Raw genomic sequence first — 19,276 nt, forward strand, 5'->3', positions numbered from 1 at the left:
CCTCAGTGTCCCATCAAATTGTCCAACGCGCCCGGCTTGTCGTGTATCGCAAGCTTGTCGACGAGCGTTTCTGTTGCATCGTTCATGCCGACGACCTCAACCTCCGCACCTTCGCGGCGGAATTTCAGGATGACCATATCCAACGCTTGAACGGAACTGATATCCCAAATATGCGCCCGACTGACGTCGATGACCACGCGGTCAAGTGCCTCACGGAAATCAAAGGCTGCCGCGAAGTCCTCAGCAGATCCGTAGAAAAGCTGACCTTCGAGGACATAGACCCGCTCGCGCCCGTCAGAGGACAGCGTCGAAGAGACGCGGAAGAGCTGCGCGATTTTGCCCGCAAAGAAGATTCCGGAGAGCAACACGCCGACCAGCACACCAATGGCGAGGTTGTGGGTGTAGACCACGGTGACGACTGTAGCGAGCATCACGATGGAGGACGAGCGCGGATGCACTCTAAGGGCCTTAATCGAGGACCATGAGAATGTGCCGATCGACACCATGATCATGATCGCGACCAAGGCGGGCATCGGAATTTGCGCCACGAGATCACCGAGGCCAACAACCAAAAACAACAACACGACGCCAGCGGTAAAGGCCGACAGACGCCCGCGCCCGCCGGATTTCACGTTGATGATCGACTGGCCAATCATAGCGCAGCCCGCCATGCCACCAATGAATCCCGTACAGGTATTGGCAATGCCCTGACCGATGCACTCTTGGTTCCGATCCGACTTTGTGTCCGTCAGGTCGTCGACGATGTTCTGGGTCATCAAACTCTCCAGCAGACCGACAACGGCAACCGCTGCGGAGTATGGGAAGATGATCACAAGCGTCTCAAACGTCAGCGGGATCTGCGGAATGAGAAAGACGGGCAGCGTATCGGGCAATGCGCCCATGTCGCCTACGGTGCGCACATCCCACCCCATGAAACCAACGAGTAAGGTCAGAATAATGATGGTCACGAGGGGCGACGGCACAGCGGTTGTCAAACGTGGGAACAGATAAATGATCGCCAACCCAACAGCGACAAGGGCGTATGTCAGCCAAGTGACGCCTGCGTTGCTCAGGTTCAACTCTGGCAGTTGGGCCATGAAGATCAGGATCGCCAAGGCATTCACAAACCCTGTCATCACAGATTTTGACACATAGCGCATATAGCGCCCGAGCTTTAGCAGACCCACGCCAATCTGTAGCAGCCCCGCAAGCACGGTCGCGGCCAAGAGATATTCAAGGCCGTGGTCCCGCACAAGTGTCACCATGAGGACGGCAGTCGCAGCCGTAGCCGCCGAAATCATACCGGGCCGTCCGCCAGTGAAGGAAATAAGAACGGCGATTGAGAAGGAGGCGTAAAGCCCCACTTTCGGGTCGACGCCCGCGATGATGGAAAAGGCAATCGCCTCGGGAATCAACGCCAAAGCTACGACGACACCCGCAAGCACATCGCCGCGTACATTACCGAACCATTGCTGTCGGTAGTCATAAATTGAGATCATATAGTCAGTCCAATACCCTGAGCCAGAACGCTTTTCACAAACCGTTGGCCGTATTTTTCGGGAGTTATCAGGGTTGTCCGGCGGATCAGCGGCCGGAAGAGCCACCCGGGCTTTCACCGGGTCCTAACGCTATTAGGGGGTGATAAACCCTAACTTCACGGGGAAAGCAACCACTCTCCTCAATTTTACCGTGACGCCTGTAAATTCATGAGAAGACTGGCCGTTCTCCCCCTGCCCCCTTAAACTCCGCAAACCGCCCGCGCATCGCAGGTGCTTTTGATCTGTCTGGAGGGCACCAATGCCTGATCTTCACCTTGGCCTGATCGGGGACAACATCAAACAGTCCTCAACCCCCAGACTGCATCGGTTGGCGGGACGCCAAAACGGTTTGGACGTTCAGTATGACAGCTTGATCCCTCCCGAGTTGAACAAGACCTTTGATCAAGTGTTCGACGCCTGCCGGAACGGCACCTATCGCGGCGTCAACATCACCTACCCTTATAAGGAAATCGCAACGCAGCGCGTCGAAATAGAGGACGCACAAGTGCGCCGCATCGGGGCAATCAACACGGTCGTTTTCTCGGACCAAGAGCCACGCGGCTACAACACCGACTATTCCGGATTTCTCGACGCCTACCGCAAAGAACGCGGACAGATCCCGCCTGATCCTGTGTTGTTGGTGGGAACGGGAGGCGTCGGACGGGCGATTGCCTTTGGACTTTTGACGCTCGGCGCGCACGACATCCGCCTCACCGATTGCGATCCAGAGCGTGCGCACGGGCTTGCCTCTGACCTACGAGCCGCGGCACCCGCAGGGACAATTATCACAGTCGGCGAGACAGTTGACGACCTCGCTCAGGGCGTCGAGGGACTGGTTAACTGCACGCCCGTCGGCATGGTCGGCTACGAGGGAACAGCGATCCCCACCACGGCGATGCGTGACGCGGCGTGGGCGTTTGACGCCGTTTATACCCCAGTTGATACGCAATTTTTACGCGAGGCCGCGCAAGCAGGCCTTCAGGTGATCTCGGGATATGAGTTGTTCTTTTTCCAAGGCGTTAACGCATGGGACATCTTTGCAGAGCGCCCGCTCGACCAAGCGCTCTTGCGAGCAGACTTAAACGCGCCGGCACCTGCGCCACTTTAACACAACAGCGCCCAAGCGATAAACACTCGGGCGCATTGCAGCATAAGATTGGGCCTTTTGCGAACTATCCCTACAGAGGCCTTAATCCACCCTTATGCGCCTTGCCGTTTCTCAAATGAAAACAATAAACCGCACGCGCCCCTTTCCCGTGGCACTCTTCCTCTGTTGATTACTGGCTACTGGTAATCCCGCCATCCACGTACATGGTTTGCCCCGTCACAAAGCCCGATGCAGGGGCACAGAAAAACAGCGCGGGGCCGACGACATCCTTAGGGTCTGCAATGCGCCCCAGAGGGATGCGATCCAAGAGACCCTGACGGAAGGTGTCATTCTCCATCACGTGGCAGATCATCTCGGTGTAAACAAATGTCGGAGCCACGCCGTTCACGGTGATACCCTTCGGCGCCAGTTCCATCGCATGTTGTTTGATCAACATCACCATGCCGCCCTTGGTGGCGCAATAGGCCGAATAGCCCCTGTCGCGAATACCGAGCTGGGAGCGCACTGACAACAGATGCACCTGCTTGCCACCCGTCCCGCTCGCAACTTGGTGTTTGGCGACAGATTGCGCGAGAAACATCGCGGATTTAAGATTGACCTGGTACACCTCATCAAAGGCCTCTTCGGTCACATCAAGCAGCAATTGCTCCTTTTGCGTACCAACGCAGTTCATCAAAATATCAATCGCGCCAAAGGCTCGAACCACATCGCCTGCGGCCCGATCAATGTCAGCGACGGATGTGACATCCACCGCGATACCCTGCGCCTCATACCCCGCCTCGCAGATTTGCGCCGCTAAGGTTTCGGCCTTTTCACGGTCACGGCCCGCGATCATGACCTTCGCCCCTGAGAGCGCAAGCCCCCATGCTATGGCCTCACCAATACCGCCATATCCGCCGGGGACAAATGCGACCTGTCCCGAGAGATCAAACAAGCCTGACAGTTCATTTTGAAAATCAATTCTGGGTGTAATGTCGTTCACGTTTATACCTTTCCAAATCCAATTCGAGACGCCGTCAAACACCTCGGTCATAAGAACGCTAACATCGGACAGCGTGAACACCAACAAACGGATTTACGGCGGAGTGAGACGTGGTGGGTCATGGTGGATGACGCACCTACAATAACGACAGCAAATAGCCCGCAGCAAAGCCTGATACCCAATAGAAAACCACCGCCAAAACATGCGGTAGCATATGCATGTTCACAACCTCGTGCCGCACTCTAGACGACTGGTCTATTTTGTCATAGGTGAGACGCAGAACACAGACACCCAAGGCCCCTGCGCTCCCGCAAAAGGCCTTCTTAAAAAGGACAATACCGCTATGAAAGCCGCCATCCACGACACCTTCGGTGAACCCATCGACGTCCTGACCCTGCAAGAGACGGACAAACCGGCCCCTGCCGCAGGCGAAGTGCTTGTCAAAATGACCCTCTCGCCCATCCACAATCACGATCTGTGGACGATCCGTGGCAACTACGGCTACAAACCCGACCTTCCTGGTGCCATTGGCGGCTCGGAAGCTCTTGGCACAATTGAAGCCGTAGGCGACGGGGTTGACGCGGCGATGATTGGCAAGCGGATCACGGTCGCTGGCATCCACGGCTCTTGGGCGGACTACTTCACCGCCCCCGCTGCCGGCGTTCTGCCCCTGCCCGACATGATCTCGGATACCGTCGGCGCACAGTTGATCGCCATGCCATTTAGCGCCTTGTCCCTACTTGAAACGCTCAAAGCCAAAAGCGGCGACTGGATCATCCAGACCGCCTCGAACGGCGCCGTTGGCAAGATCATGGCCGTCCTCGCCAAATCACGCGGCATTCACCTGCTGAACCTTGTGCGCCGCAGTGAAGCCGTCGCGGAGCTTGAAGCCCTCGGGATGGAAAACATCTTGTCCACATCTGACGACGGGTGGAAAGAGGCCGCACAGGCACTCATCGGCGCGAAAGGCGCAACCTCAGCCATTGATTCCGTTGGCGGTGAGATTTCCGCAGAGCTTGTTGACCTGCTTGGTGTGGACGGTGAACTTGTTGTCTTCGGAACAGCAACGGGCGCACCAATGCCGCTGTCCTCCGGTGCCTTGATCATGAAGCACATCACCGTCAAAGGATTCTGGGGCTCACGCGTCAGCGCCGAAATGGAGCCAGAGGAACGCAAACGGTTGATCACCGAGCTTGTGACACTTGCCGCGAACGGCACATTGACGCTCAAAGATGGCGGCATTTTCCCGCTCGGCCAGATCAGTGACGCGTTGACGGCCGCCCTTACACCTGGCCGCGCAGGTAAAGTGCTGCTGCGCCCATAAACCAAACGCACCAATGGCAATGAAAGCGCCCCGTCCCCCGCGACCACACGGTCAACGGCGGCGGGGCGTTTAAGTATTCGCTTTAGTCGATACCGCCCAAGCAGACATATTTCATTTCGAGATAGTCCTCTGTGCCGTATTTTGAGCCTTCGCGCCCCTGCCCCGATTGTTTGACGCCGCCAAAGGGCGCTACTTCGGTTGAGATCAGCCCCGTATTGACGCCGACCATCCCGTATTCAAGCGCCTCGGCCACCTTCCACACCCGCGAGAGGTCGTTGGCGTAGAAATAGGACGCCAGTCCAAAGATCGTGTCATTGGCCTGTGCTATCACATCATCAACGCTATCGAATTTGAACAACGGCGCGACAGGGCCAAAGGTCTCGTCAGTGGCGATGACCATATCTTTGGTCACGCCCGTCAAAACCGTTGGTTCGAAAAAGGTGCCGCCAAGGGTATGAGGCTTGCCACCTGTCAAAACCGTTGCCCCTTTTTTCACCGCGTCGGCGATATGGGCTTCGACTTTCCGAACGGCTTTGGCGTCAATCAACGGCCCCGCTGTGACACCCTCCTCAAATCCGTCACCGACCTTTACTGCTTTCACGGCGGCGGTGAGTTTCTCGGCAAAGGCATCATACACGATCGCTTGGACATAAATGCGATTGGCGCAGACACAGGTCTGGCCGTTATTGCGATATTTGGAGATCATCGCGCCCTCAACGGCGGCGTCGAGATCGGCGTCATCAAACACGATAAACGGCGCGTTGCCGCCAAGCTCCATCGAGGTTTTCATGACCTGATCCGCCGATTGACGCATCAGAATACGTCCAACCTCGGTCGACCCTGTAAAGGTCAGCTTGCGCACTTTTTCGTTGTCACAAAATTCTTGGCCAATCTGCGCGCTAGTGGTCGAGGTAATCACGCTGAACAGCCCTTCAGGCAGCCCTGCTTGCGCGGCAAGTGCGGCCATCGCCAAGGCCGAAAGGGGCGTCTCGGCAGCGGGTTTAGCCACAACGGCACATCCCACAGCAAGCGCAGGTGCGACCTTGCGAGCAATCATGGCGTTGGGGAAGTTCCACGGCGTAATCGACGCCACCACACCAACAGGTTGGCGCATCACCATGATCCGCTTGTCTGGCTGATGTCCGGGAATGAGATCGCCATAAATGCGCTTGGCCTCTTCCGCGAACCATTCAATGAAGCTCGCCCCATAGAGGATTTCGCCCTTGGCCTCGGCCAAGGGCTTTCCCATTTCGGCACACAGGATCGCCGCGAGATCATCGGCGTTGGCGACCATCAAATCGAACCATGCGCGTAAAACGCCCGCACGCTCTTTGCCCGTTTTCTTGGCCCACTGGACCTGCGCCACATAAGCCGCGTCAATCGCCCTACGCGTCTCGGAAACCCCGAGGTCAGGCAGTTGGACAATCGTGTCCCCCGTCGCAGGGTTGGTGACGTCAAACATCGCGCCATCGGCGGCTTGGGCGACCCAATCGCCAGCTACATAAGCCGCTTGTTTGAGTAAGTCAGGATTGCGCAGCCGATCCGCGTGGATGTCAAAGAACAGGGGCATGGCTATGATCTCTCTGTTGGAAGTGATCCCCCGCACCAGAACGGGCGAGGCACATGGGATATCGCGACACGCAAATGGCGAGATCTTCCCGCGTGAGCAAAGTCGTCTTTACGTTCAACATAATCCGCGTCACGCCATCGGCAACCCGCTCACGGACGTCTTCCACAGCGGCAAAGTATCGCAACAAGGACCAAAGACACACAAAAACCCGCGCCAAACGGTGCGGGTTTCATGCTGATCAGCGGGAGGAGGTGCCGATCACGAGGGATGTTTAGCGATCAAACGGCGTCTGCGGCCTGCTTCGCGATATCGCGGATTTGACCACGCGAAATGCCGATGTCGGCGAGGTCGCGGTCTGTCATCTGAGCCAGTTCGTTGTAGACTTTATCGAACTCGACGCGCTGTGCGCGCCAGTGACGCATGCCTTCAACAGCACGTGTGAAACGCGCGGCAAGTGGATCGTGAGAAAAGAGTGTGTGAGCTGCATAGGCCATATCGGTCTCCAGTATTCGGGCCTTTCCGTAAGGCCCTTTTGAGTGATGGGCCTTTGAACTACGGCCCGTTTCGGATGAGACATAAATGGGCCTAAAAGCGCTTTGGAACAACCGACAAGACGGTCAACCCGTTATGCGCCTGTTGCATAGCTCCCACTGTTTTCGCATAGCCGACGCGCCCCACCCCACATCATGAATCAAGCCTTCGCCCCGTCACTCCTGCGTGATCCCTTGCCCCAAAGGCGGGTTCCGTGATTTATGAACACACATCCAAAGAGGCCTCGACATGACACGCGCAACCCCCATCACCATCGGCAACGTCACCCTGTCCAACGATCTGCCCTTTGGCCTGATTGCGGGGCCGTGTCAGTTGGAAAGCCTCGACCACGCACGGATGCTGGCCGAAAAGATCGCAACAGCCTGTGCGTCCACAGGCACGCCGTTCATCTTCAAAGGCTCCTATGACAAGGCCAACCGCTCCTCTTTGAGCGGCCAACGCGGATTGGGGGCCGAGGCGGGGCTGAGCATCCTCTCGAAAATCCGCGACGAATTCGGCTGTCCTGTGATTACCGATGTGCATGAAACCCATCAATGCGCCGCAGCCGCCGAAGCCGTGGACATGCTGCAAATCCCTGCCTTCTTGTGCCGCCAGACTGATCTGCTCTTGGCCGCAGGCAAGACAGGCAAGGCAATCAATATCAAAAAGGGTCAATTCCTTGCGCCGTGGGATATGGACAATGTCGCCGAGAAAGTCGCCTCAACGGGAAACACCAACATCATGCTGTGTGAACGCGGCACGTCGTTTGGCTACAATACGCTAGTGAGCGATTTTCGCGGCCTGCCGCGTATGGCACAAACGGGCTATCCCGTGTGCTTTGACGCCACCCATTCGGTGCAACAACCGGGCGGACAAGGCAACGCATCGGGTGGTGACCGCACGATGGTGCCACCACTGGCCCGCGCCGCTGTTGCTGTCGGCACCGCGTGTCTGTTTATCGAGACGCACCAAGACCCTGACAACGCCCCCTCGGACGGCCCCAACATGATCCGTATCGAGGATCTCGGCCCGCTTCTGAAGACGCTGCATGCGATAGATAAGGTGGTCAAAGACCGCTAAGGCTCTGCGCCAAAGGTCAATAAACCCTTACCAAAACGCCCGCACGTCTAGGCAGTTTTGTCACAATTCACTGCAAACTGGCATGTAATGGTCAAAATTGAGCCGCGCACTCGGCAAAGTGTTTTATTCTTATGGGCACACAAAAGAACAAAAAATATGAGGCATAACATGGCAACGGCAACCCAACCGCTTCCCCGTCAACCCGTCAAAACGGCTCCTGCGGGTCCACGCAAACCGACAGACACAGCACCCGTGAATTTTCGCGATTGGGCCGACATCTAAGGTTTTCCCCCCTTAAGTCCGTGACTAAACTGGCGATGCGCCACCAATAGAGGCCTTCGCATGTCATCACCTGTCTCGACCATCCGAAATCTCGGCCCTGCCTCTGACGCCAGCTTTGCGCGCGCAGGCATCACAAGTGCCGAGCAATTGCGTGATTTGGGCGCAGATGCGGCCTATAGCAAACTCTTGGCCCACGGCTCACAACCGCATTTCATTGGATACTACGCCCTTGTCATGGGGCTACAGGGGCGTCCGTGGAATGACTGTAAAGGGGAGGAGAAAAAGGCCCTGCGCAAACGGTTTGATGCGCTTAAAGCCGCCGCTCTCAACGACAAAGATGCCGCCCCGACAGGGATCGAGCGCATTTTGGACGCGATTGGCACAGGCACAAGACGCTAAGCGTCACCCTGCCCCGAACACCACGATCCACATATGCAAAAGACCGCCCACGATGGGGCGGCCTTTCAAAAGCATTGTAAAGTCAGACGACCTTAGCCAACCAGTTCGAGACCGGAGAAGAAATATGCGATTTCTGCTGCGGCTGTTTCTGGAGCGTCGGACCCGTGAACGGAGTTCTCACCGATGGAGAGTGCGAACTCTTTGCGGATTGTGCCTTCAGCAGCGTCGGCAGGGTTGGTTGCGCCCATGACTTCGCGGTTTTTCGCGATGGCGTCTTCGCCTTCGAGAACCTGAACAACGATTGGCTCGGAAATCATGAATTCACACAGTTCGTCAAAGAAGGGACGCTCTTTGTGAACGCCGTAGAATTCTTGTGCTTGAGCAAGGGTCAACTGAATACGCTTGGATGCAACTACGCGCAGGCCTGCTTCTTCGAACTTGGCAACGATTGCGCCAGTCAGGTTGCGTTTGGTGGCGTCTGGTTTGATGATGGAGAATGTGCGCTGAATAGCCATGATGGACCTCATTTAATTGCGTTGATGGCGATAACGAGCGCGACATTCGACGCCACACCCGATGATTGCGCGCCGATTATCACGCGGATGCGCGTTTGAAAAGCAATGATTGCGAAAGCTGCGATTGACGCGGGACGCAAACACAGGCAATGGAAGCCCCATGCTTAAAATCCACGATATCACATACTCCGTCGAAGGCCGCACTCTGATCGAGAACGCGTCTGTCACCGTCCCCACCGGCCACAAGGTCGGTATTGTCGGCCGCAATGGCGCGGGCAAGACCACGCTGTTCCGTATCATCCGTGGCGAGCTTGGCCTCGAAGGCGGGTCGATTGAGATTCCGCGCGGCGCCCGTATCGGTGGAGTGGCGCAAGAAGTGCCCGGCAACGAGGTCTCGCTGCTCAACACCGTCTTGGCCGCAGACGAGGAACGCGCCGCGTTGATGGCCGAGGCGGAGACAGCCACGGACCCGCACCGCATTGCCGACATCCAGACCCGTCTGGCCGATATTGATGCGTGGAGCGCCGAAGGGCGGGCCTCAAGCATTCTCAAAGGCTTGGGCTTTACCGAGGCCGAAATCCACATGCCCTGCTCCGCCTTTTCCGGCGGGTGGCGGATGCGTGTGGCGCTTGCGGGCGTATTGTTTTCGCAGCCCGATTTCCTGCTGCTCGACGAGCCGACCAACTACCTCGACCTTGAGGGCGCGCTGTGGCTCGAAACCTACCTTGGAAAATACCCCCACACCGTGCTGCTCATCTCGCACGACCGCGCATTGTTGAACCGCGCCGTGGGCGCGATTTTGCACTTGGAGAGCAAGAAACTGACGCTTTACACAGGCGGCTACGACGATTTTGCCAAGGCCCGCGCCGCCAAACGCGCCGTGCTTGTGGCCGCAGCCAAGAAACAGGACCAACAACGCGAACACCTGCAAAGCTTTGTCGATCGTTTCAAGGCCAAAGCCTCAAAAGCGAAACAAGCGCAGTCCCGCGTCAAGATGCTTGAAAAGATGGAGAAAATCACCGCGCCTGAGGATGCCGCGCGGGTTGTTTTCACCTTCCCAGAACCCGAAGAGCTTTCACCGCCGATCATCAACATGGAAAACGTGTCCGTGGGCTATGATGGCAAGCAAATCCTCGGCAAACTTGATCTGCGCATCGACCAAGACGACCGCATCGCCCTGTTGGGCCGCAACGGCGAGGGCAAATCGACGCTCTCCAAATTGCTCTCGGACCGTTTGGCCCCAATGGGTGGTCGCCTGACGCGCCACAACAAACTGCGCATCGGCTTTTTCGCGCAGCACCAAGTGGACGAATTGCACCTCAACGAGACACCGATTCAGCACCTTCAATCCGCCATGCCCGGCGTCTTGCCGCCCAAATTGCGCGCCAAACTGGCAACCTTTGGTTTGGGGGCCGATCAGGCCGATACCGAAGTGGGTCGACTGTCGGGTGGACAAAAGGCTCGCCTATCGCTGCTCCTTGCTACGCTTGATGCACCGCACCTTCTGATCCTCGATGAGCCGACCAACCACCTCGATATTGAAAGCCGCGAGGCGCTTGTCGAGGCACTGACCGCCTATACGGGCGCTGTGGTTCTGGTGTCGCACGACATGCACCTGCTCTCGCTCGTGGCCGACCGTTTGTGGCTCGTCAAAGATGGTCGTGTCTCCCCCTATACCGAGGACTTGGAAGCCTACCGCGAGTTGCTGTTGCAAGGCGACGAAAAGCCCAAGGCCGAGAAGAAAGCCAAACCGGCTCCCAAACCCGTCCGCAAAGCCACACGCGAAGACATCCAAGCCCTCAAAGCGGAAACCAGAAAATGCGAAGAGCGCATGAACAAGCTTGAGGACATGTCCAAAAAGCTACAGGTCAAACTGGCTGATCCCGCGCTCTACGAGGACAAGGAAGCGGCTGTCATCTGGCAAAAGAAGTACGCCGAAGTCTGCGCAGCCCAAGAACGCGCCGAAGAGTTGTGGATGATCGCGCTTGAGAAACTGGAAGCGGCGCAGGGCTGATCCCTGCCCCTTTCGACCTGATGACGGCGGTCTCAGCACCACGACGTCAGGCCAGCCCCTTCATTCACAAAGATTGCGTTCGACCCTCGCCTATGTTTGGGTGCAGAGCTAACGGCTCTTAGACACAGGACTGCTCATGCCCTACACCGAGATCATCACCGCCTTTGTGACGCTCTTCGTGATCATTGATCCCATCGGTCTTGCGCCGCTGTTTGTGGGTCTGACACCTCGATCAACCGCCAAGCACCGCCGCTCCATCGCGTTTCGCGCTGTGTTTATCGCCTTTTGCATTCTGACCCTGTTTGGCGTTTTCGGCGATCAAGTGCTGACCTTCGCGGGGATTTCCATGCCCGCGTTCCGCATTGCTGGGGGCATTTTGTTGTTCCTCACCGCTCTTGAAATGCTGTTCGAGAAACGTTCGAAACGCCGCGAAGAGCACGCGCAACACCCCGAACACCAACCCGTCGAAGACCCGTCCGTCTTTCCATTGGCCACGCCGCTTCTTGCGGGCCCTGGTGCGATTACATCGATGATTTTGTTGATAGATCAAAGCAATGGCGTCGTCGGCGCGCTGATCATCGAAGCGGTTTTGGTCTCGGTTCTGCTAATCGTTTTGCTGTTCTTTCTCGTCTCTGGCTTCATGGAAAAGATACTTGGGGCAACGGGGATCAATGTGGTCACGCGCATCTTCGGGATGCTGCTCGCTGCACTCTCTGTCCAATTCGTGATCGACGGTGTGCGCGATGTGCTCACTTTGTCCTACTGACATTCCGCACGCGCGCCCCTATCTATATCTCATGACCAGTGATGACAGCGCCCGTGTTCTCTACCTTTCGCTCCTGCTTGGCGCAGTGGGCTTTTACTATCTGATCGCCAATCGCAAGCGGATGGGACAGATGGTGCGTCATGCTGTGCTTTGGGCCCTGATCTTTATCGGGATCATCGCGGCGGTAGGCCTGTGGACCGATGTGAAACCCCGCCTCTCCCCCGCGCAGATCAACCACGGCAATGGCGTCGTCGAGATCCCCCGCGACCGGAGCGGCCACTATGTGGTCACAGCGAGCGTTAATGGTGCCCCTATCGAGTTTCTGGTCGACACGGGAGCGTCCAACGTGGTGCTTTCGGCGGAGGACGCCGCACGGGTCGGGATCAACGTCGATGATCTGGCCTTTGTCGGACAGGCGCAAACCGCCAATGGCACCGTTCGAACCGCCCCCGTGCGCATCGACACGCTTGAGCTTGGCGGCATTCAGGACGACCGCGTAAAAGCCTATGTGACCGACGGTGAACTGTTCGGGTCGCTCTTGGGCATGGAGTATTTGCAGCGGTTTGAAAAGATCGAGATCAGCCGCGACAGGTTGATCCTCACACGGTAGGCCTCAGGACTCTGACGCTTTTTTTTTATCGTCTGTATCGGCCTTTTTCTCCCACCGTCCCGATTCCTCGGACCAGTATTGTGCCGCGCAGCCAGCATCGGTGAGCGATTTCCACTGGGTGCGGGCATGGGCCACAGCCTCTCCATCGTGCCCGTCAAACAGGATACACACACGCTGCGCCGCTGCGATGTCTTCGGTCGACACCTCGGCCCCCTCGATCGACATCAGGCACTGCGCCCCATTGCCGCCCGTTGCCGTGGTCAACAACACGGGTTGTTCGGCATCATATTCACCGCCCGCAACCCCATGCGGCAAAAAACCTTCACGTTGCCAGAGGCTTGCATCAAGACGTTGAAGCGTCTGAAGGCTGCGTCCGCGCACCTCGACACGCCAGCCCGCGCCGAGCGACTTTTCCACCAAAGTGGCCAAAGTCACGTCGAGCGGGTTGCGTGTCAGGTGATAGAAATAGGCAGCGCCCATCCGTTTTATTCCGCCGCCAGATCGTCAACCAGACGGTTGAGCGCCAAAACGCCCCATCCCGTCGCCCCCTTCGGAGCCAAGGCTGTCGGCGCTTTGACATCGGCCACACCCGCGATGTCGAGGTGAATCCACGGTGTGCCTTCTTTGACAAAGCGTTGCAGATACTGCGCCGCCGTGATCGACCCTGCGGGACGGCCCCCGACGTTTTTCATATCGGCCACATCGGATTTAAGCTGTTTGTCGTAAGCCGTGCCCAGTGGCATCCGCCATGCGCCCTCGCCCTCGATTTCAGCGGCCTTGAGGAAGGATTTACAGAACGCATCATCGTTGGAGAAGACGCCTGCATTCTCATGGCCCAAGCCGATGATGATCGCGCCTGTGAGGGTCGCCAGATCAATCATGCCGCGCGGAGCAAAGCGTTCTTGCGCATACCACATCACATCGCACAGAACCATGCGGCCCTCTGCGTCGGTGTTGATGATTTCGACTGTGTCGCCCTTCATGGATTTGATCACATCGCCCGGACGGGTTGCATTGCCGTCTGGCATGTTTTCAACCAAGCCGACGAGACCCACGACATTGGCTTTGACATCGCGCAGGGCGATGGATTTCATCACACCGGCCACGACGCCCGCGCCGCCCATGTCCATTGTCATATCTTCCATACCTCCGGCGGGTTTGATGGAGATGCCGCCGGTGTCAAACACGACGCCCTTCCCCACGAGGGCCAGAGGCGCGTCCCCTTTGGGGCCTTTGTTCCACTGCATCACCACGACCTTGGACGGGCTGCGCGATCCCTGCCCCACGGCCAGTAGCGTGCGCATGCCAAGCGCCTCAAGAGCGTCCTCGTCGAGCACCTCAACCTCGACGCCCAAGGCGGTCAGCGCCTCAAGACGCGCGGCAAATTCGGTGGTGGTCAACACGTTCGCAGGTTCGGTCACGAGGTCACGGGTGAAAAAGACCCCCTCGGCCAATGCCGTCACGGAAGCCGCATCCACGTCCTCGGGTTTGGTCACAGCCAAGGTCACAGTAGGGACAGATGAGGCCGGCCCCTCGGAAGTGTGGTCGGTGAATTTATAGGCCTTGAGCAAGGCTCCAAGCGCAATATCGCCACCGCGTTTGGAATTGGTCGACAAGATCAATGCCCCCGCCTTGCCCATAGCCGCACCGATTGTGGCCCCTGCCTTGCGGGCCAGATCGGGAGAGGTATTGCGGGCCAGTTTGACAACCAAAAGCGTCTCGGTGGCCATGCCCACAGGAAACGACAGAGTGATGGCATCGCCCTCTTCCAGTTTGGCAAAGCCGTCGCTCTCGACCACGCGTTTAACAGCGCCTTTGGTCAGACGGTTCACACGACGGGCCGCACGGCCCATTTTCCGGTCACTACCAACCAAAACGGCCACGCTCGCCGAGCAGGCTTCAATGGCGTCAAGATCGAGATCGGTTACGGTCAATGCGGCGGGTGATGTCATGGTCAACTCCTAAGGTGTCTAACGGTCGGCGCAAATCAGCGCCAAATGGCTTTGTGCTATTGGTAACGGGCGCGCGCCACCGTGACCAGAGCACTTTCCCGCTTTCAGACCCACGCGCATAACGCTAAAGTCCCCCAGATGCTGCGTCATGTCCTTGGGGGGACAGGTTTTTGGGTCGATTCGATAGATACCTGCTTCAACAATTGTTGATGCTGTTCGGGTTTTTTGCACTCGTTCTGATCCTTGTATTCTGGGTCAACTCAGCTGTGTCCTTGCTCGACAAACTTCTAGGTGACGGCCAGTCCGCGCGCGCGTTCTTCTATCTCACCTTGTTGTCGTTGCCCTCGGTGATGGCAAAGGTTCTGGCCATCGCCGGATTTGCCGCCACGGTGTTTGTGACCAACAGGCTGTCCTCTGAGTCGGAGCTCGTCGTGGTGCAGGCCTCGGGCTATTCGCCCTATCGCCTGTCTCGCGCGGTCTTTGTGTTCTCGTTACTCGTCACCTTGATGATCGCCATTTTATCGCATGTTCTTGTCCCCATGTCGTTGCGCGAGTCTGCCTTGCGCCGCGCTGAATTAGCGCAGGATTTAACCGCGCAACTGCTCACTGAAGGCAGTTTCGTCCATCCCGGTGATGGTGTGACCTTTTATGTGCGCGAAATCACGGCTGGCGGCGAATTACTGGACGTCTATCTGTCGCGCAAAGACGAGAATGGCGACCGTCAGAGCTTCAACGCCACCCGTGCGCTATTGGTGCGCGAAGATGACGGGCCGATGCTCCTGATGTTCAACGGCATGACACAAGATTACGAAGCGACAGATCGCCGCCTGTCCGTGACGCGTTTTGACAGCTTTGCCTATGCCCTCGGACCGCTGTTCGACGCAGGCACCGTACCGCGACAAACCGCGTCCGTCACGGATACGCTCACGCTTCTGAGGGCCTCACCCGACGAACTTGCCGCCCTAAAAGCAAAACCTGAAAAAGTTTGGACACTCGTGCACGAACGCAACGGTGAAGCCCTCTTAGCAGTAGCAGCCGTCATGATTGGTTTTGCCGCGCTTGTGGCAGGCGGATTTTCTCGGTTTGGCCTATGGCGTCAGATTCTCTTTGCGGTCGTGCTTTTGATCGTCGTGAAAATGATAGACACCTCCACCGCGCGCACAATCCGCAACGACGCCTCGCTCTGGATCGCGGTCTATCTCCCCGCCCTCGCAGGATTGGCCATATCTTATGCCCTTTTATGGCGGGCCGCCCATCCGCGCTTAAAACCGATACGACAAAGCTATGCAGACAAGGCCACACCTTCGCAAAACGGAGGGACGCCATGACACTGGATTTCTACCTTGCGCGGCGGTTCTTGCGCGCCTTGCTCATCGTCAGTGGCGCCTTTAGCGGTCTGACTGTGATGATTGAGATGTTGGAACAAGTCCGTCGTTTCGGCGGAAGTGACATCAATGCGGGCGGGCTGTTTTCTTTGGCACTGCTGCGCCTTCCTGCCTCGATGTACGAGCTATTGCCAATCGTGGTGGCACTGGCAACGCTTGTGATGTTCTTGGGGCTTGCGCGCTCGTCCGAACTCGTCGTCACGCGCGCCGCAGGCCGCTCGGCGCTACGCGCATTGGTACCGCCCGTGATTGTGGCGTTTGTCTTTGGATTGTTGACCGTCGCCGTCCTCAACCCGCTCTCGGCGGCAGCGGCGCGTGAATACGAACAACGCGAAGCAGAAATTGCTGGCGGTGGCAAACAAGCGTTTTCAGTCTCGGACGAAGGCCTTTGGCTGCGTGAGGGCGACGCAGACGGGCAAACCGTCATTCGCGCCACCCGCTCCAATACCGATGCCTCCATTCTTTGGGATGTGACCTTTCTCGGCTTCGCTCCTGATGGCACCCTGAACTTTCGCATCGAAGCCGAAGAGGCCAAGATCGGCCCCGAAAACTGGACACTTAGCGGCGCCAAATACTGGCCTCTTGCCGACACTCAAAACCCCGAAGCCATGTCCACGCTACACGACACACTGCAACTGCCCACCCAACTGTCTCCTGACGAAATCCGTGACCGGTTCGGCAAGCCCAATGAAATCAACATCTGGGATCTCTCCGCCTTTATCGAAAAACTGGAAGCGGCGGGTTTTTCTGCCCGCGCCTATAAGATGTGGTTTCAAAGCGAGCTGGCTTTGCCTCTCACCTTCATTGCTATGGTTTTGATCGCTGCAGGGTTCACAATGCGACACACACGGTTAGGCGGAACAGCTCCACGAGTCCTTATCGCGATAATACTCGCGTTCCTGTTTTTCTTTTTACGCAACTTCGCTAATATCCTGGGACAAAGCGGTGAGGTTCCCATAGCCTTGGCCGCATGGGGCGCGCCTTTGGCCATTATTCTAGCCGCTACGGCGTTATTATTGCATTTGGAGGACGGGTGATGAAGATGCGTTTCAGTCTTCGCGCAGCTTGTCTGTCCCTTGCAGGGATCATGGGCACAGTGGCGCTCACCACTCCGATGCTCGTGACGCAAGCCGTGGCCCAAGACACCCCTGCGGCAACGCTTCTGGCCGATCAGGTGCGCTTTGACGGAACGAGCCTCACCGCGCAGGGCAACGTCGAAGTGTTTTATGGCGACATCCGTCTGTCCTCTGGCAAAATTGAATATGACCGCGCCTCTGGCGCTCTGAACATCACTGGCCCCATCCGTCTCACCGACCCAGAAGGCGATATCGTCGTTTATGCGGATGCGGCCATGCTCGACGCCGATCTGCGCAACGGCATTTTGACCTCTGCACGACTGGTCATCGACCAACAGCTACAGATGGCAAGCACACAAATCCGTCGCGTGGACGGGCGCTATACGCAATTGTCCAAAACCGTGACATCCGCCTGTCAGGTCTGCGAAAGCAATCCCGTGCCGCTTTGGGAAATTCGCGCGCGCGAAGTGATCCACGACAGCGAGACGCGCCAGCTTTACTTTACAGGTCCGCAATTCCGGATTGCGGGCGTGCCGGTTCTGTATTTGCCGCATCTACGCCTGCCTGACCCCACACTGGATCGCGCAACAGGTTTTCTGATCCCAAGCCTGCACAACTCCACCACATTGGGCTGGGGCATAAAAGTGCCCTACTTCATCAAAATGGGAGATCATCGCGATCTCACTGTGGCACCGTTTTTGACGACCGAAACGCGCACGATTGATCTGCAATACCGACAGGCCTTTGTCAGCGGCGATCTCAGCGTAAACGCTGCTCTGACTTCCGATGATGTCAAAGATGGAATGCGCGGCTATATCTTTGTCGATGGCGAATGGGAACTGGCGGGAGGATACTCCCTCGGAATTGATCTGCGGGCGACCTCGGATATCGCCTATCTGGTGGACTACGGCATCTATTCGGGTGACCGCCTACAATCCGATGTCACCTTGTCCCGCTACGGATCAGACACAGCGTTTGATGCCTCCTTGATCACCTCGCGAACCCTACGCGCCTCAGAACAGGCGATCAGAGATACGATCCCTTTCCTCTTGGGAGAGGTCAATTTCGAGCACAACACCGAATATGCAGGCGTTCCCGGAACCTTTACTTACGGGCTGTCGGCCTCGGGGTTCATGCGTAAATCAGATGCAGATTCGGCCTTTTCACTGGGTGCGGGAGGGTTGGATGTCCTGCGGGTTGGCGGGTCTGCCGATTGGGCGCACAGCCACATTTTCGGATCAGGCTTACGCTTCGATATGGATGCAGGTGCGGCGCTCGACCTCTACGCCATCCGCCAGAACAGCAATTACGATAGCACCGTTGCGCGTCTCACACCGCACACCACGGCCCGATTGAGCTACCCCTTGGTGCGTACATCTGCGGGCGGCGCACATCAGGTTCTTGAACCCTTTGCGCAAATCGGATGGGCCCAAACCTACGGCGGAGATGTGCCCAATTCGGACAGCACTCTGATTGAGTTTGATGAGGGCAACCTGTTGGCGCTCTCCCGCTTTCCCGGCTTCGACCGAGCGGGTTCAGGCGCCAGTTCCGCACTTGGCCTGCGGTTCAGCTCCGAAAGCGACCGCCTCACTTATGGCCTCACCTTTGGACGTGTCGACGAAATAAATCCGACAGGAACCACATCCCTGTCGGGGACAGGCGCGAACTGGCTTGTGGGCGGCTATGTGAACCTGTCCAACGGGTTGGATTTAACAACACGCGGCATTTTCGATGACGATTTGAAAATCTCGGCTTGGGAAACCCGCTTTGATCTTTTACGCGACAGCTATGCGGTATCAGGCATTCACTCCTATATCGTGGCAGATGCCTCAGTAGGACGCGAAGCCGATATTAACGAGCTGCAACTCGACGGCTCGGTCAAATTGTCACCCTATTGGACCGCAGGGGCGGATATTCGTCACGATCTGAGTGACAACCTGTCCACAGAGGCAGGCCTGAGTCTGTCCTTTGAAAACGAATGCACCAAAGTCAAATTCGGGGCAGCGCGTCGCTATACGGATACGACGGCAGTTGACCCGGACACGACCTATTCCCTAACCGTTGGATTTGGGGCCTTTGGCAGCAAAAACAACACCTCCAAACGGTCCTGTGGAGTACAGATGCCATAGCCACCGCGCAATCCG

17 protein-coding genes and 1 other annotated feature are annotated in these 19,276 nt (G+C 57.3%); of the genes, 10 read left to right on the forward strand and 7 right to left on the reverse strand.

Translation table 11 applies throughout. The features are described 5' to 3' along the window. Positions 1 to 2: 2 nt before the first annotated feature. A complete protein-coding gene (locus ACN0TS_RS00675; RefSeq protein ID WP_417257394.1) occupies positions 3 to 1,499 on the reverse strand; it encodes a SulP family inorganic anion transporter in 1,497 nt (498 codons plus the stop codon). Positions 1,500 to 1,570: 71 nt separating this feature from the next. Continuing rightward, positions 1,571 to 1,626, reverse strand: a sequence feature (sul1 is cis-regulatory element that is thought to sense ions involved in sulfur or methionine metabolism; They are found in Alphaproteobacteria). A gap of 171 nt (positions 1,627 to 1,797) precedes the next feature. On the opposite strand from ACN0TS_RS00675, the gene ACN0TS_RS00680 reads away from it, so the two are divergent. Further along, positions 1,798 to 2,646, forward strand: a complete 849-nt coding sequence (locus tag ACN0TS_RS00680) for a shikimate dehydrogenase family protein (RefSeq protein ID WP_417257395.1) — start codon at positions 1,798 to 1,800, stop codon at positions 2,644 to 2,646. Between the two features lie 169 nt (positions 2,647 to 2,815). Here the strand turns inward: ACN0TS_RS00680 and ACN0TS_RS00685 are convergent, their stop codons facing one another. Further along, positions 2,816 to 3,628, reverse strand: a complete 813-nt coding sequence (locus tag ACN0TS_RS00685; protein ID WP_417257396.1) for an SDR family NAD(P)-dependent oxidoreductase — start codon at positions 3,626 to 3,628, stop codon at positions 2,816 to 2,818. Between the two features lie 343 nt (positions 3,629 to 3,971). On the opposite strand from ACN0TS_RS00685, the gene ACN0TS_RS00690 reads away from it, so the two are divergent. Beyond that, positions 3,972 to 4,952, forward strand: a complete 981-nt coding sequence (locus ACN0TS_RS00690; protein WP_417257397.1) for a zinc-binding dehydrogenase — start codon at positions 3,972 to 3,974, stop codon at positions 4,950 to 4,952. An 82-nt stretch (positions 4,953 to 5,034) separates the two neighbouring features. Here the strand turns inward: ACN0TS_RS00690 and ACN0TS_RS00695 are convergent, their stop codons facing one another. Both ACN0TS_RS00695 and ACN0TS_RS00700 read right to left on the reverse strand, forming a co-directional pair. Next, positions 5,035 to 6,522, reverse strand: a complete 1,488-nt coding sequence (locus ACN0TS_RS00695; RefSeq protein ID WP_417257398.1) for an NAD-dependent succinate-semialdehyde dehydrogenase — start codon at positions 6,520 to 6,522, stop codon at positions 5,035 to 5,037. Positions 6,523 to 6,800: 278 nt separating this feature from the next. Beyond that, positions 6,801 to 7,016 carry a DUF1127 domain-containing protein gene (locus ACN0TS_RS00700; protein WP_417257399.1) on the reverse strand — a complete coding sequence of 72 codons (216 nt, stop codon included), beginning with the start codon at positions 7,014 to 7,016 and terminating at the stop codon, positions 6,801 to 6,803. Between the two features lie 286 nt (positions 7,017 to 7,302). On the opposite strand from ACN0TS_RS00700, the gene kdsA reads away from it, so the two are divergent. Beyond that, positions 7,303 to 8,133, forward strand: coding sequence for a 3-deoxy-8-phosphooctulonate synthase (gene kdsA, locus ACN0TS_RS00705; protein WP_417257400.1), 831 nt, complete (start codon positions 7,303 to 7,305; stop codon positions 8,131 to 8,133). A 342-nt stretch (positions 8,134 to 8,475) separates the two neighbouring features. Further along, the gene (locus tag ACN0TS_RS00710) at positions 8,476 to 8,814 is read left to right on the forward strand and encodes a TfoX/Sxy family DNA transformation protein (RefSeq protein WP_417257401.1); all 339 of its coding nucleotides are present in this window, start codon (positions 8,476 to 8,478) and stop codon (positions 8,812 to 8,814) included. A gap of 92 nt (positions 8,815 to 8,906) precedes the next feature. Here the strand turns inward: ACN0TS_RS00710 and ndk are convergent, their stop codons facing one another. Then, on the reverse strand, positions 8,907 to 9,329 hold the full coding sequence (gene ndk, locus ACN0TS_RS00715; RefSeq protein ID WP_417257402.1) for a nucleoside-diphosphate kinase: 423 nt from the start codon (positions 9,327 to 9,329) through the stop codon (positions 8,907 to 8,909). Between the two features lie 160 nt (positions 9,330 to 9,489). On the opposite strand from ndk, the gene ACN0TS_RS00720 reads away from it, so the two are divergent. From ACN0TS_RS00720 to ACN0TS_RS00730, 3 genes are all read left to right on the forward strand, one after another. Beyond that, on the forward strand, positions 9,490 to 11,343 hold the full coding sequence (locus ACN0TS_RS00720) for an ABC-F family ATP-binding cassette domain-containing protein (RefSeq protein ID WP_417257403.1): 1,854 nt from the start codon (positions 9,490 to 9,492) through the stop codon (positions 11,341 to 11,343). A gap of 136 nt (positions 11,344 to 11,479) precedes the next feature. Further along, positions 11,480 to 12,109: a MarC family protein gene (locus ACN0TS_RS00725; protein WP_417257404.1), complete on the forward strand. Its 630-nt coding sequence runs from the start codon at positions 11,480 to 11,482 to the stop codon at positions 12,107 to 12,109. A gap of 31 nt (positions 12,110 to 12,140) precedes the next feature. Further along, positions 12,141 to 12,719, forward strand: coding sequence for a retropepsin-like aspartic protease family protein (locus ACN0TS_RS00730; RefSeq protein ID WP_417257405.1), 579 nt, complete (start codon positions 12,141 to 12,143; stop codon positions 12,717 to 12,719). Between the two features lie 3 nt (positions 12,720 to 12,722). Here the strand turns inward: ACN0TS_RS00730 and ACN0TS_RS00735 are convergent, their stop codons facing one another. Further along, entirely contained in the window at positions 12,723 to 13,199 is a 477-nt protein-coding gene (locus ACN0TS_RS00735) for a DNA polymerase III subunit chi (protein ID WP_417257406.1), read from the reverse strand. A gap of 5 nt (positions 13,200 to 13,204) precedes the next feature. After that, a complete protein-coding gene (locus ACN0TS_RS00740) occupies positions 13,205 to 14,671 on the reverse strand; it encodes a leucyl aminopeptidase (RefSeq protein ID WP_417257407.1) in 1,467 nt (488 codons plus the stop codon). A 170-nt stretch (positions 14,672 to 14,841) separates the two neighbouring features. Between ACN0TS_RS00740 and ACN0TS_RS00745 the strand changes: the two genes are divergently transcribed. The 3 genes from ACN0TS_RS00745 to ACN0TS_RS00755 are packed head-to-tail and all read left to right on the forward strand — an operon-like array spanning position 14,842 to position 19,261. After that, positions 14,842 to 15,999, forward strand: coding sequence for an LptF/LptG family permease (locus ACN0TS_RS00745; RefSeq protein WP_417257408.1), 1,158 nt, complete (start codon positions 14,842 to 14,844; stop codon positions 15,997 to 15,999). After that, entirely contained in the window at positions 15,996 to 17,093 is a 1,098-nt protein-coding gene (lptG, locus tag ACN0TS_RS00750) for an LPS export ABC transporter permease LptG (RefSeq protein ID WP_417257409.1), read from the forward strand. Before ACN0TS_RS00745 ends, lptG begins: the two co-directional genes overlap by 4 nt. Continuing rightward, positions 17,093 to 19,261, forward strand: coding sequence for an LPS-assembly protein LptD (locus ACN0TS_RS00755; RefSeq protein WP_417257410.1), 2,169 nt, complete (start codon positions 17,093 to 17,095; stop codon positions 19,259 to 19,261). Before lptG ends, ACN0TS_RS00755 begins: the two co-directional genes overlap by 1 nt. The last annotated feature ends 15 nt before the right edge of the window (positions 19,262 to 19,276 follow it).

It is taken from the genome of Celeribacter sp., from assembly GCF_048266405.1.
Taxonomy (GTDB): Bacteria; Pseudomonadota; Alphaproteobacteria; order Rhodobacterales; family Rhodobacteraceae; genus Celeribacter.